Origin of the sequence: Acidihalobacter yilgarnensis (genome assembly GCF_001753245.1) — a bacterium.
In the GTDB taxonomy this organism is placed as follows: Bacteria; Pseudomonadota; Gammaproteobacteria; order DSM-5130; family Acidihalobacteraceae; genus Acidihalobacter; species Acidihalobacter yilgarnensis.
The window spans coordinates 836,111-849,488 of the sequence record NZ_CP017415.1 but is presented as its reverse complement, the minus strand read 5'-3'; the positions used below and the strand labels follow the sequence as shown (position 1 = coordinate 849,488).

14 protein-coding genes are annotated in these 13,378 nt (G+C 60.4%); 6 read left to right on the top strand and 8 right to left on the bottom strand.

The window, feature by feature from the left end:
• Positions 1 to 164: 164 nt before the first annotated feature.
• From BI364_RS17770 to BI364_RS04070, 4 genes are all read left to right on the top strand, one after another.
• Positions 165 to 326 (top strand): hypothetical protein, encoded by a 162-nt coding sequence (locus BI364_RS17770; protein WP_156782614.1) that lies wholly within the window; start codon positions 165 to 167, stop codon positions 324 to 326.
• Between the two features lie 234 nt (positions 327 to 560).
• Positions 561 to 1,259 carry a CTP synthase C-terminal region-related (seleno)protein gene (locus BI364_RS04080; protein ID WP_070077673.1) on the top strand — a complete coding sequence of 233 codons (699 nt, stop codon included), beginning with the start codon at positions 561 to 563 and terminating at the stop codon, positions 1,257 to 1,259.
• 34 nt (positions 1,260 to 1,293) lie between these two features.
• Positions 1,294 to 1,746: an MOSC domain-containing protein gene (locus BI364_RS04075; RefSeq protein ID WP_070077672.1), complete on the top strand. Its 453-nt coding sequence runs from the start codon at positions 1,294 to 1,296 to the stop codon at positions 1,744 to 1,746.
• 106 nt (positions 1,747 to 1,852) lie between these two features.
• A complete protein-coding gene (locus BI364_RS04070; RefSeq protein WP_070077671.1) occupies positions 1,853 to 2,473 on the top strand; it encodes a LysE family translocator in 621 nt (206 codons plus the stop codon).
• Between the two features lie 34 nt (positions 2,474 to 2,507).
• Here the strand turns inward: BI364_RS04070 and BI364_RS04065 are convergent, their stop codons facing one another.
• The 3 genes from BI364_RS04065 to BI364_RS04055 form a co-directional block, all read right to left on the bottom strand.
• Entirely contained in the window at positions 2,508 to 3,416 is a 909-nt protein-coding gene (locus tag BI364_RS04065) for a diguanylate cyclase (protein WP_070077670.1), read from the bottom strand.
• Positions 3,417 to 3,966: 550 nt separating this feature from the next.
• A complete protein-coding gene (locus BI364_RS04060; RefSeq protein ID WP_070079872.1) occupies positions 3,967 to 5,457 on the bottom strand; it encodes a helicase HerA-like domain-containing protein in 1,491 nt (496 codons plus the stop codon).
• A gap of 111 nt (positions 5,458 to 5,568) precedes the next feature.
• Positions 5,569 to 6,357 carry a TSUP family transporter gene (locus tag BI364_RS04055; protein ID WP_070077669.1) on the bottom strand — a complete coding sequence of 263 codons (789 nt, stop codon included), beginning with the start codon at positions 6,355 to 6,357 and terminating at the stop codon, positions 5,569 to 5,571.
• Between the two features lie 640 nt (positions 6,358 to 6,997).
• Between BI364_RS04055 and BI364_RS04050 the strand changes: the two genes are divergently transcribed.
• Entirely contained in the window at positions 6,998 to 8,167 is a 1,170-nt protein-coding gene (locus BI364_RS04050; protein ID WP_070077668.1) for an amidohydrolase, read from the top strand.
• A 97-nt stretch (positions 8,168 to 8,264) separates the two neighbouring features.
• Here the strand turns inward: BI364_RS04050 and BI364_RS04045 are convergent, their stop codons facing one another.
• From BI364_RS04045 to BI364_RS17765, 4 genes are all read right to left on the bottom strand, one after another.
• Complete coding sequence (locus tag BI364_RS04045; protein WP_156782613.1) at positions 8,265 to 8,570, bottom strand: hypothetical protein; 306 nt, start codon at positions 8,568 to 8,570, stop codon at positions 8,265 to 8,267.
• Between the two features lie 156 nt (positions 8,571 to 8,726).
• Positions 8,727 to 9,239, bottom strand: coding sequence for a hypothetical protein (locus tag BI364_RS04040; RefSeq protein WP_156782612.1), 513 nt, complete (start codon positions 9,237 to 9,239; stop codon positions 8,727 to 8,729).
• Between the two features lie 849 nt (positions 9,240 to 10,088).
• Positions 10,089 to 11,122, bottom strand: a protein-coding gene (locus BI364_RS04035; RefSeq protein ID WP_207644998.1) for an IS630 family transposase whose coding sequence is annotated in 2 segments (ribosomal slippage) — positions 10,089 to 10,273 and positions 10,273 to 11,122 — 1,035 coding nt in all. Because the reading frame shifts where the segments join, the coding sequence is not laid out codon by codon here.
• Positions 11,123 to 11,157: 35 nt separating this feature from the next.
• Positions 11,158 to 11,445, bottom strand: coding sequence for a hypothetical protein (locus BI364_RS17765; RefSeq protein WP_156782610.1), 288 nt, complete (start codon positions 11,443 to 11,445; stop codon positions 11,158 to 11,160).
• A 998-nt stretch (positions 11,446 to 12,443) separates the two neighbouring features.
• Between BI364_RS17765 and BI364_RS04025 the strand changes: the two genes are divergently transcribed.
• Positions 12,444 to 12,671: a hypothetical protein gene (locus BI364_RS04025; protein WP_070077664.1), complete on the top strand. Its 228-nt coding sequence runs from the start codon at positions 12,444 to 12,446 to the stop codon at positions 12,669 to 12,671.
• Between the two features lie 10 nt (positions 12,672 to 12,681).
• Here BI364_RS04025 and BI364_RS04020 read toward each other — a convergent pair whose 3' ends face one another.
• Positions 12,682 to 13,371 carry a glutathione S-transferase family protein gene (locus BI364_RS04020; RefSeq protein ID WP_070077663.1) on the bottom strand — a complete coding sequence of 230 codons (690 nt, stop codon included), beginning with the start codon at positions 13,369 to 13,371 and terminating at the stop codon, positions 12,682 to 12,684.
• Positions 13,372 to 13,378 lie beyond the last annotated feature (7 nt).

Below are 13,378 nucleotides of genomic sequence, written 5' to 3'. Positions count from 1 at the left end.
TGGCGCCCAGACAAGGTTTCGCCACCGTGAGCCCTGAACCCTCATTCTCCCAGACGAGACGCCCTGCGCCGACGACGGCACAACACACACCGACCAGGGCCTTCCCGCACTCACGCACCGTAGCCGTACCGCGCCTGTTTTGCCGCACGCGGCTGTCGTTTACCATGCCTGCACGTAACGTACGGGCATACGCCTGCGCATACGCTCCCTTACCCGGTAGCCTGGCGTCGATCAACACCGCCTTGCTCAACCCAAGCGGCCGACTGTTCGTACAGACCCAGCACCCGGTATTCGCCACGGGCGATCAGGCTTACCACGACGGCTAGCGCACTGGCCCGTGGAGCGGGTGCAGCGCCGGACTTTTGCAACCCGCGCCCTATGCGCCCTAATATTTCAGCACCCTCGGCAGCTGACTGGAACTCCTGACGGATTGTTGCTTCCAATTACTGGCGCTCTACGAACCGATACACTCGCGCACCGAGCGCCCGGCCTCTCGCTCAGGTCCGCGCCACGCCATCTTCCCGGCGCGCAAGCAGACAAAACCAACGCAGAAAATCGACATGAACACCACCGTCAACATCGGTCTGATCGGCGACTACAACCCGAACGTGGCCGCCCACCGCGCCATTCCTTACGCTCTGGCACAAGCTTCCGACAAGCTCGGTCTCGGTATCGGCTTCGAATGGGTGCCCACCGAGGAAATCAGCGCGGCCGAGCGCATCGCCGGCTTCGACGGACTCTGGTGTGTGCCCGCCAGCCCCTACCGCAATATGGACGGTGCTCTCCTCGCCATCCGCCACGCACGCGAAAACGGCACTCCTTATCTCGGCACCTGCGGCGGCTGCCAGCACGCCATCCTGGAATACGCCCGCAACGTGCTCGGCTGGGCCGATGCCGACCATGCCGAAACCGCGCCCGATGCCGCACGGGTGGTCATCGCGCCACTGGCCTGCGCGCTGATCGAAGCCACCGGCACGGTCGATCTGACCCCCGGCAGCCGACTCGCGGCCATCTACGGCGATCTGCGCGCCACGGCGGAATACCGCTGCAGCTTCGGCTTGAGCGAGGTGTTCCGTAAAGAATTGCTACGCGGCCCTCTGCGCCTGACGGCGACCGACGCCGACAATGGCGAGGTGCGCGCGGTGGAACTAGACGATCACCCGTTCTTCGTCGCCACGCTGTTTCAGCCCGAACGCGTCGCATTGCGCGGCGAATCCGCGCCGCTCGTCAGCGCCTTCGCATCAGCGTGCGCCCAATGACTCCGAACAACACAACCGAGAGAATACGGCAGCGGTGATCAAGTCCCTCTACATCGCCAATAAATCCCGCGGGACACAGCAGGCGCTGCCCGAAATCCGCCTGATCGCCGGCCGCGGCATCATTGGCGACCGCAATTTCGACAAGAGCCGGTGGCCAGGGCAGAACATCACCTTCGTCGAGACGGAGGAGATCGCGCGCTACAACACGGCCTACAGGCAGGTCATTGCCGAACACGCAACGCGTCGCAACGTGATCACCGAAGGCGTGCGCCTAAACGAACTGATGGGACGTGAATTTCGCATCGGCGGCGTGCGCTTCCGCGGCGTCGAGCTGTGCGAGCCCTGCGCTTTTCTTGGTGAGCTGCTGGCCAATGATGGCACGACTCAAAAGGACGTCATCAAGGCCTGGATCGGTCATGGTGGTCTGCGCGCGAACGTGCTATCGGATGGAACAATGAAGGTGGGCATGCACTTTGAATTCGATTGACGATCACCCTGACGCCCACTCGAGCCACGCCGGATGCCTCACTGTTTCGCCGGATCGGGCTAAAATAACGGTCACACGGAACCGATACCTTCCCGGAGAACAACAGATGTTCGACATCCAGAACTACGGTAGTTTCATCGCCGCCATCCTCGTGTTTCAGCTCATTCCGGGCGCCGGCACCATTGCCATCCTCAACGCGACCGCACGCAACGGCGTCGGCGCAGGCCTGGGCGCGGTGTTCGGCACACTGTGCGGGGATTTCGTGTATATGCTCGCCGCGATGGCTGGACTCGCGGCCGTGATGCACGCCAATCCGGAGCTGTTCCGCGCAATACAGTGGTTTGGCGCAGGCTACCTGATCTGGATGGGCATTCAGTTGCTGCGCAAACCGGTGAACGAAGTAGCGACCGGATCCGAAGCGGACAAATCGGGCTGGACCTATTTCCGGCAGGCGCTGGCCGTAAGCCTCACCAACCCCAAGGTGATGCTGTTCTTCGTCGCCTTTTTCCCGCTATTCCTGAGTCCGACGGCCAGCCACACGACGCTGATCCCCATGATGGTGTATGTCACGCTTATCAGTCTCCTCTATCAGGCGGGGCTGGTGTTGCTCGGCAATTCGGTGGCGAAACGACTCAAGAGTCTGCCCTTCGCCCGCAAATTGGCTACGCGGCTGGCAGGTCTCGCGCTGATCGGTTTCGGTATTAAGCTCGCATCAAGTAACCCGTAAACCCACCCTCCGAGCCGCGTCCCACTTCAGCCATTCAAACGGGTTCACCCTGCGCGACGACGTAACGATCGCGCCCGGCGCGCTTGCCTTCATAAAGCGCCATATCAGCGCGCTCGACCGCACTGGCAAAGCTCTCGTTTACGCCGACCTCCGCAACACCCTGGGTTATCGTGACATGAAGAGTGGCGCCTTCGTCCAGGGTGATTGGAGTGCTCCTGATGGCCTCATGGATACGTCTCGATGCATGAATTTGACAATCGAGCTTCGGGCAGCGCAGCAGTATCAAAAATTCTTCGCCACCATAGCGATACAAGGATTCATTTTCACGAACCGTGGCGGTTAACCTAGCCGCGATTTGCCGCAGCGCAGCATCGCCGACTCCATGTCCATAGGTGTCGTTGATATCCTTAAAGTGATCGACGTCGATGAGCACGACAAACAGTCGTTCGCCGCGACGCTTGGCATCCTTCCGAAAAATATCAAATGCATCATCGATCCCAAATCGCATTGGCAGGTCGGTCAGCGGATCACGTCTGGCCACGGTCGTGAGTACGAGGGTCTTGATTTTCGATAACAGCGTAATCAACTCGGCTTGTGTTTTCTCAAATGTTTTCAAATCACTCTCTTGCCCTTTTCGACCAGCAATCAAGTCTTCACAGAGGATGCGTATCGCGTTATGCATTTCAAGATGATTTCTTTCTATACAGTTGGCTGCATTGGCATCGACGAGATCAAAAAAACCTCTTTCCTTGTTAAACCAAATCCCAAACTGACACAGTGTATGCGCGTTATGTCTCAACACGTCATTTCCAGGCGATTCTCCAAGAACGGCGCAACGCAGGATTCTGCGCGTCCAATCCATGTGCGTATCGATCGCCTTATCGAGCCCTCCTACAAAAATATCCGTTTTATTTTCAAGCGTTTTTTTCGGTTCGTTTGTCACGATTTATTATTGACCCTCAGTCACGAAATGGAATGTGATCGTGATATTCCTTCAACTGCAGTGCTTAAGCATAAACCAGCAAGACAAGATATACATTCCCAAGCAACCCTGCCAACCCATCTGACCCCGGTTCATCTTATCCCGCACGCAGGTAGCCAATAGGCGCACCTGATGGGTTTAGATATCAAGATGGCCACCGGCGTGCGCAAACAGTACTTGTAGGCGGGCTGGATCGAGCGCCTCGACACGGCGTCCACCGCACCCGCTCATCGTGAAGATCCCGGCCCATAGCGGGCGCAACAACGCCGTCGACGGATGTGGCAAAATGCCAGCCTGTACGCACCGCATCGCCCTCCATGAGCTTCGTGTAACTCATCGTCACACCAGGCACATCGATAATGACATTGAGAGGCCCAGGCAGACCGGGGATGGGCAGACCGAGACCGCGGGCGCAAGGACGCCCGCCAGGGCTGTGTGAGGCAAAACGGTCATCGGGTATATCCTTATGTTTTTCGCCAGTCACCTTCTGGTGATCGGTGGATCATCGCACTCAACCTCGCCCGAGCAAGGCCCCCAGCACGCCGCGCATGAGCTGGCGACCGAGCTGACTGCCAATGCTTCGCGCGGCACTTTTGACCAAGGCCTCACCAGCCGACTGCCGGCGGCTGGCCGCCGGGACGCGCTTGCGCGCGGCAGCGGTCTTGGCTTTGGCCTCGGCGCGGGCCTGCGCGGCACTTTCGGTCTGCCGCTGCTGTGCGCGGCGATTAAGCTCCTCGTAGGCGGAGTCGCGATCCTGCACCGCATCATAGCGCCCGGACAACGGCGAACGCCCGATGACTTCGCGCCGCTCCTCTGGGCTCAGCGGACCGATACGCGAATGTGGCGGCACGATCAACGTGCGTTCGACCGCCTGCGGACGCCCCTTAGCATCGAGACAGGAAACCAATGCCTCGCCGGTGCCCAGATCGGTTAGCACCGCGGCCACATCGAGGTCTGGATTCGAGGGGAAATTTTCAGCCGCCGCGCGAATGGCCTTGCGATCCTTGGGTGTGAATGCGCGCAGAGCATGCTGTAGCTTAAGGCCGAGCTGGCCAAGTACGTCGTCGGGCACGTCCGTCGGGCTTTGCGTCACGAAATAGATACCCACGCCCTTGGAGCGGATGAGGCGCACCACTTGTTCGATTTTTTCCTGTAACGCACGCGGCGCATTCTCGAACAGCAGGTGCGCCTCGTCGAAGAAAAACACCAGTCGCGGCAGTGGCGCATCACCCACCTCGGGCAAATCCTCGAACAACTCGGCGAGCAACCACAACAGAAATGCGCTGTACAGACGCGGTGCCTGGCTATATAACCGTGTCGCATCGAGCAGACTGATCACGCCGCGCCCGGAAAAATCGCGCTGCATGAGATCGGCCAGATGCAGTGCAGGTTCACCGAAAAAATGATCACCGCCCTGCTCATCCAACACCAGCAAGCGACGCTGGATGGCGGCGATACTAGAGGATGCGAGCAAGCCATAGGCCTGCGAAAGCGTGGCGCGATTCTCGCTCAGCCAGCTCAACAGGGCGCGTAAATCCTTGAGATCGAGCAGCAACAGACCTTGTTCGTCGGCAATGCGGAAGGCCGCGTAAAGCACACCTTCCTGCGTCTCGTTGAGCTCGAGCAAATTGGCGAGCAACAATGGCCCCATTTCCGAGACCGTCGTGCGAATGGGGTGGCCGGTTTCCCCGAACAGGTCCCAGAACAGCACCGGCGACGCCTCGGCCCGGTAATCTGGAACCGGAATACCGTCCACCCGCGCCTGAATCTTCGGATGGGGCGCCGCCGCAGCGGCAAGACCCGAGAGATCTCCCTTGATATCCGCCGCGAATACCGGCACATCCAGACGCGAGAAACCCTCGGCGAGAATCTGCAGACTGACCGTCTTGCCCGTGCCGGTCGCCCCGGCGATCAAGCCGTGGCGGTTGCTCATGCGCGCCAACTGCATCACCTGTGTGCCCGACGCGCCGCCCACCAAGACCTCTTCCGCTGTGCTATTCATGCCGTCCCCCTTGCCCATGGCGACCCGCGCTCACCCGCAATCGGACGATGCGGCGGCCTTCGCCTCAACGCTAGTATAGGGAGCGATTCGCGATCACCCACAACCCTGCGGCTATATTCCCGCAAACAAAGTCGCGAATAGGCCCTTTTGCCAGGCGTAGCGCGCAATCATGATCATGCACATCGATACGATCAGCGGCCTAATCAGACGCGCCCCGCCACGCACCATCATGTGCGAACCGAGCCAGGCACCGAATATCTGCCCCGCCACCATCACACCGCCGACAAACCACAACACCTTGCCGCCCAACGCGAAGACGCCTAGTGAGGCGATATTGCTGGCAAAATTCAGCAATTTGGCCCGCGCCGTCGCCGCAACCAGTGGCTGTCCGCGTAGGGCGACCCCGGCCAACGCAAAGAATGATCCGGTCCCTGGTCCGAAGAAACCGTCATAGGCACCGATCAACGGCAGCATCAGATTGCGGTAGAGCGGCAGCCCCATGCGCGGCCGGCGTTCGATCTCGCCCGCCTGCGGCGCGAGCAGGAAATACACGCCAATGAGCGTCAGCACCAGTGGAATCGCCACGTCCAGCGCCCCCGCATGCACGAACTGCACAGCCACCGCACCCAGCGCCGCGCCGACAAAGACAACGGCAAACAAACCGCGAATCTCATGCCATTGCACCAACCGCCGCCGCAGCATGGCGAAGGACGCAGTCAGCGTGCCGAAGCTACCCTGCAGCTTGTTCGTTGCCAGCGCATGTACCGGCGGCACCTGCGCGAGCAGGAGCACCGGCAAGGTGATCAGACCGCCGCCACCCGCCAACGTGTCGACGAAACCAGCCAGTACCGCAGCTGAAAACAATAATGCGAGCAATTCCAGGCTTAGATGCGGGTCCATCCCTTCTCTCGTTTTCGTTCAGCAAGTTGGGGTGCTGGAATGTGATTCCGCCCCCCACCTGCACGATGTTTATACTATCAGTCAATGGAAAAGGGGCATCCGCCGGTTGGCCGAGCATTCTGATGGGCATTCATTTCGGCTTCCCAAATTACTCCACGCAATCATGCCCCTGCTATCCGCCACGCTCACGGGAAATATCCATGAGCAAACTCACGTCTCTATTCAGCCCCATTCAGCCCCAACGTCGCCACGCTCGATAACGAACGCCGCACTATTACGCCAAACCGAACCGTGTTCATGGTCAATCCGTACTAGCGCTACCCGCTGATTTGGCTGCAGGAGGAGGTACGCACACCCTGCATATGATCGAGAAAACCAGTAAAAAAATCCCCAACCAACGGCGTCAGCGCGCGTAACCGCCTTCCAAGCGACATTCCACACAGTTTTTACGCTATACCTCATGAGGATACGCTGCAGGCTCACCGTCGATCCCGGTGCATGCCCGCGTCCGAGTGGTGCATCGAGCCTGCATTCCCGCCCGCTTCCCTGCGGATGCAGGCGCCGCTGCGGCGGCACGCCGCATGCATTGCGTTTTTCAGGGGCCGCACCGCCCCGTCCCACAGGAGTCGCAGATCACGCCATGACCATCCGCTATCCCGATTCCCAGTTCATCGACACCGCCATCGGCTGGCGTCAACACCTCCACCGCCACCCGGAGCTTGCCTTCCGCGAATTCGAAACCGCCGCCTACGTCACCGAACGCCTACGCGAAGCCGGGTACGAGCCCCACTTCGGCATCGGCGGCACCGGCGTCGTCGCCCTGCTCCACGGCGAGCGCCCTGGCCCGACCATCGGCCTGCGCGCGGACATGGACGCGCTGCCGCTGACCGAGTGCGCGCAGCGCGAACACCGCTCCACCCGCGACGGCGTGATGCACGCCTGCGGGCACGACGGGCACACCGCAATGCTGCTCGGCGCCGCCAGCGCACTGGCCACCCGGCGCGACTTCGCTGGCACCGTGGCCTTCGTGTTCCAACCTGCCGAGGAGGGCGAAGCTGGCGCCCGCGCCATGCTCGAAGATCCGCGCTGGCCGAACTTCGGCATCGAACGTATCTACGGGTTGCACAACTGGCCCGACCTCCCGCTCGGCCAGTTCGCGGTGCTCGAAGGCCCATGCATGGCCGCCTCCGACGCCTGGGACATCCACCTGCGCGGCCGCGGCGGCCACGCCGGCTGGCCACACCGCACCCAGGACACCGCCGGCGCCACCGCCGCGCTGGTCGGCGCCCTGTCCGGGCTCACGCGACGCATCGCAGCCCCCACCGACCCGGCAGTGATCACCGTCACCCAGATCCATGCCGGCACTGCGTACAACGTGATCCCGGCCGAGGCGCACATCGCCGGCACCGTACGCACCCTGCAGCCGGACACCCAGGCGCGCATCCGCGAGGCGATGGAAGAAGCCGCCCGCAGTGTCGCCACGCTCTACGGCATGGAGATCGAACTCGACTACCGGCCGCAGTATCCGGTGACCTTCAACCACGCCGCCGAGGTCGTAGACCTGCGCCGCGCCACCGCGCGCGTCGCAGGTCTGCACGAGAGCGAAATCCCACCGACGCCCTCGATGGGCGCCGAGGATTTTTCCTTCTACACCCAGCGCCTGCCCGGCGCCTATCTCTGGCTGGGCGTACAGGACGCCGCGCATCCGTCCTCGCTGCACAGCTGCGCCTACGACTTCAACGATGCCGCCATCGGCCACGGCATCGGCCTGTGGCTCACGCTGGTCGAGGATCTGCTCGGCGGGAAGTAACGCCGCCTACGACGGACGGCTGGGAGCGGAAACCAGCGCGAAGCGTGCGCTTCGCGCTGGAGAGGCGGGGCCAGAACAGCCCCGTCAGTCGGGAGGGCTAACCGTTGGAGCCTTGCGCGCCGCCTTTGACGGCCATGCCGGAGGAGCCGAACTGGCTTTGCATGCCACCCTGACCGTACAGGCTGAGCTTGTGCTTCGTGCCACCGCTGTTACCGCCCGCACCCGCCGAGCCCGGCATCGTGCTTTGGCCGTGGGACGGCTTGGCGTACATCTTGAACGAACCATGCATATCAGGCCCGGCGCTCGCGCTGCTCTGCGATCCAGCAAACGCCGCCGTGCTCGCGAGCATGCCCATAGCCAGTGCGGCCCCCAAAATCATTCTCGCTGGTCGATGTCCAGACATGAAACCTCCTCTGTTGCCAAACAAAAGACCGGCGCACCCGAGGTCCGGGCGCCGGTGGGATCGCATCGAGCGACCCCGGCCTGTCGACAACAGGGAAGGCGAACGAGTTCCTGAACATCTGAATCCGGCCGCGTGCACCGACCGATTACGCCCGTCTCAGGGGCGCGTGGTGGGCAACAGGGGATACGCGCGCTGCCCCGCTCCGTCCTGCGACGGGTAATCCTGCTGCTGCGACTGCTGATCCTCGCGCTTGCGCTCGTCCTGTCGCGGGTGGCGGTCTTGTTGGCGCTGATCCTGCCGCTGATGATGCTCATCGTGCGGCGGCGCAGGCTCTCGACGCCGATCTACCTGCCCGGCCCGCCGCTGATCGCCCGGACGCCCACGGTCCGCTGGTGGATAGCGATCTGGATACGCTCCCACCGGTGGAGCCGGCGGCGGCATATGCTGCGGGTCATACCCACGCCCGTCGACAGAGCCCATCGGCTGCGCATAACGACCCCGCGGCGGCCCATCACGCCCGTCCCGGTGATCCTCATCATGCGACCTGCCACCATAGATCGGCACCACCGGATACAACACCGGACCTGGGTAACCCACCGGCACATCGCAACCGGCCAGCGTCGCGGTCGCGACCACCAGCCCGATCATCCATCCTGCCTGTGTTTTCATTCACTCTCCCGGTCAGAACATTCCGATAAGTGCTGGTTGGTCAGACCATGGGGATGGGGAAAAGTTGGGGGATAAAATGGCAACACGTCGCTGACCGATTATTCACATTCCCCCACCAGATCGTCGGCCAGTTTGCACTTTGCGGACGCTCTGAGCTGTTTAACAATCAGAAAATATCTAGCCAACTGGTGGCGACTTAGGACGAAGTCATCAACTTAATCGAATTTAAGTTAACCAATAATAATATCTGGCTCAGGCCTCGACTTGTCGCACTCCGAGAAATTTAATACGCAGAACGCGCGCCATAGAGGCCGCCATAGCGAATGATAGTTAATGCCACAATACGAGACCCAACCCCATTACGTGCTCTCGACCCCATTGCGTGCGTCAACCTCAGGATCTTGATTCGTGTCAGAAACCATACATAAAGCTCTATAGATGATTGGATTCAGAATCCAACCCCGGATATCCTCGATGTGCAAACCCATGAATTTCTCTTGCAAAGCACCTTGCCAGCTCAAAATCCACCAGCAGGAGACAGAACAGTCCATGGCTGAGTTGCGCAACTCGTGTGGTGGGTTTCAAATGTCCTGCCGAAGATGTCTTTGTAGGTCAATATGATGTTCCACGACTCTCGCGCTGCTGCTTGGCCGCCTGACCTTTCAGGCAGTGTTGTCAAACTAAGATTCAGCTCCTTGTGAATATCCCGTGAGAACAGGATACTCACCTCATCAATTTTATTACCTGCCGCGAGTACAATTCCCAGATTTTTTATTAATGGATTCTCACTCGATGGCAAAAAATAGATTTTCAGGAGAATGTCCGTTGCGGGCCCACTACCTACATTACTCAGCAGTCAGTAATATAGGCAACACTTGGGTGCCTGAAGAACGAGCGGATCAGATTCGGCTGTGCGGCCATGTTGGCGAGTTGAAACTGGATGCGATCTTCCAGACGTTCTCCGGCCCGCAACGGCCGGCGGGCATTGCCCGTGCGCTTGGCGTGGCTCCAGACCAGCTCGTCGGGATTGAGTTCGGGGCATAGCCGGGCAGGAAGTGCAACGTCAACTTGCCCTTTGACTTGGCGACATACGTTTTGACGGCGCGGGTCTTGTGCGCAGGCAGATTATCGAGGATCAGATGCAGCGGCTTGCGTCGGCCGCGCATCAGGCGCTGCAGGAAGGTCACGAACAGGTCGCCGTTCAAGCCGCCTTTGTAAGTCGCGAACCAGAACGCCCCCTTGGCACTGACCGCCGAGGCGGCACTGATCCCTTGCCGTTGTCCGGGCACCGAGACGACCGGCGTGTGTCCTTTGGCGCCCCAGGTCTTGCCGTGCACCGAGTCGGCACGAAAACCTGACTCGTCCCAAAAATAGATATCGGCCTTGTCCCGCTTGGCTTGGCGAGCAATCGCCGGATAGGTTTCCCGTTGCCAGCGCTCGATCGCGTCAGGGTCCCTCTGATACGCACGCTGGAGTGGCTTTTGCGCAGTCAAGCCGACCCGCGCCAGCAACGCGCCCACTGAGGCCAAGCTCAGCGAAACGCCCAATCGCTGTGCGATCAGTTCGCGCACGATCTGGCGTGTCCATAAACCGAAGTCGAAGCCATACTGCCGCGGGTTCTTGCCGTTGACCCACCGGAACACTTGCCGTCCTTGGGCATCGGTCAACTTCCGGCGCCGCCCGGGGGCCCGCCGCAACTGCAGGGCCCGCTTGCCTTGGCCGCGCCCGCGCGCCTTCAGCCGTACCTTGTACGCCCAAGTCCGGTGCATCCCGAACGACGCCGAGACCGCTGCCGGCGATTCGCCTTCCACCATCCGCTCCAGCGCCATGAAGCGCATCGCTTCCAGCGTCTCGCGGGTCAATGTCCGTCCATCGTTCTTCATACCCAATTATGACCGAAGTCGACGCCATTTGTTCCCTAATCTACTGACTTATGAGTAATCAGATGAGCCTTGATGACACAGTGATAATTATCATCACAACGAGAAACCATCACGATCTGGTTCCTTTTGGTAACATCCATGTGCTCATCGGAATATGCCTCCAGAACACAGACCGGACGAAAGTTATCCATGTGTTGTTCTTTTCCCTGATGGAGGGCATATCTCGATTGATTGATCGCCTTTCTGGTGAGTAATGCCATCCAAGCAGTGAAACTTGCAGCACACGCAGTCGCTATGGCTGAAATCTCGTTCCAGTCGATCATCTCAGATCACCTCATCCATCGGCTAGATATTGCGCAAACAAGGATCAGATCCCTTTTTGGATTTCAAGCCCCTGCGTGCAAAAAGTAGGGTCATGAAAAAATTAGGCTCAGGTCTCGCTTTGTTGCATTGACCCAGCGCGGCGCGCATATCCGAAGTCGTGCAATCCGACATTTGTTTCCCTTAAACATTACCACCTCACCCACCAATCATTAAATACCAGCGCAGGGTTTCGGGCACGAATCGGCTTCCTTGCCTTTGATCTGACTCGGCGACGCGCCCGAGTCCCTTTGTTCGACGCATCCCTGCGCCTCACTCCTCCGGGGCTTGCGCGATAGTTGCTCCCGGCGATTTTTTCTTCGCTCGCCCAAAGAAACCGGGGAAGGAATGTACCCGTTACGCCTTGTCCCTGCGGGCGAGGCAAGACGTAACGGGTATCAAGATCAAAGGCGAAGCCGCCTCGCGTCTGTGACGCGCTTCGCTTGTCCCTTATTTATCCCCTTATCGCCTTGCCTCGCGGGGATGCGGCTGGACGGGATCGGCCCGGAGGACCCGGGCCGAGCAGCCTGCGCCCGGATGGCGCTTGGCTGCGACCCCGGCCAGCCGTATTCACGCGAGGTTGCCCGTAGGGCCAAGGCGATTTGGGGCGAATTTCTTTGGTGACTTTCTTTGTTCGTCCAAAGAAAGTCACTCGCACGCCCGCGCCGGAGCCATGAAAGCACTCCGTCGCAGAAGGCGTGTGAAATCATGCCTCCGTTTCAACTAACAGCACCTTCAATCCCAGTTAACCGACGCGGATGGATGCTTCCAACAAATCGACCCGACTATCCCCACTCAAGTCACATAAAGAACACCACCGCTCAAGACGCGTGAAACAATCCCACCACAGTCGATAAACTGCCTCAGGGGTTCACAACCTCCCAAGCAAATAGAAATACCTTATCGACCCCATGGACACACAAAGGTTCACAACAACCGCCACGCTCCCGAGGACCACCTCATGCTGACCCTATTCGGCGCCGTCGCCGTAACCCTGATGATGCTGTTCTACGCGCTGGAGGCGCGCGCACCGAGGTTCACGCTGCTGTTCGCTCTTTCCTGTTTCGCGTCGTCGGCTTACGGCTGGCTGGCCGGCACCTGGCCATTCGGCGTGATCGAGCTGATTTGGGGCGGCATCGCCCTCTACAAGTGGCGCCAGCGGGTTCGCGAAGGTGCGGCCGCTGGCTGAAGGATCGCGCTCAGGTCGCCCCGCCGGGCATCGGCTCCCAAAGCTCACGCGCTTCGAATTGCGGAAGCACTTCAACCTCGTGCCGGGCATCCTCGCACCAGGCACGCACGTCCTGCTGCTCCAGGCAGTGTTGCACATAGGCCGCTGCATCGCCTGGCAGAGGCACACCGTAGGTGCGAAAGCGCAGTACGACCGGTATGTACATCGCGTCGGCAATCGTGAATTCACCGAACAGCCAGGGTCCGGCCGCCCCGAAGCGCGCCCGGCAATCCGCCCATAGCCCCGCAATGCGGGCGACTTCAGCCTCTATCTCGGGACCCGGCGAGCGCCACAGGAATTGTCCCCGTAGGTTCATCGGCAGGCCGGTACGCACGGCCTGAAAACCCGCATGCATCTCCGCACTGACCGCACGCGCCACCGCGCGCGCGGTCGAATCGGCCGGCCAACCGTGCCCGTCAAGCAGACTTTCCGACACGTATTCGCAGATCGCCAGCGAATCCCAGACTGCGAGATCGTCGTGCAGGAGTACCGGCACCTTGCCCGAGGGCGAATATCCTTCGATCAGTGCCGCTGAATCCGGGGTGTACAGCGGCACCCGAATTTCCTCGAAGGCAAGGCCGTGCCAACGCAACAGCAACCAGGGCCGAAGCGACCAGGAGGAATAATTCTTGTTGCCGATCACCAGCTTGAGCTTGCCCATAAGCATT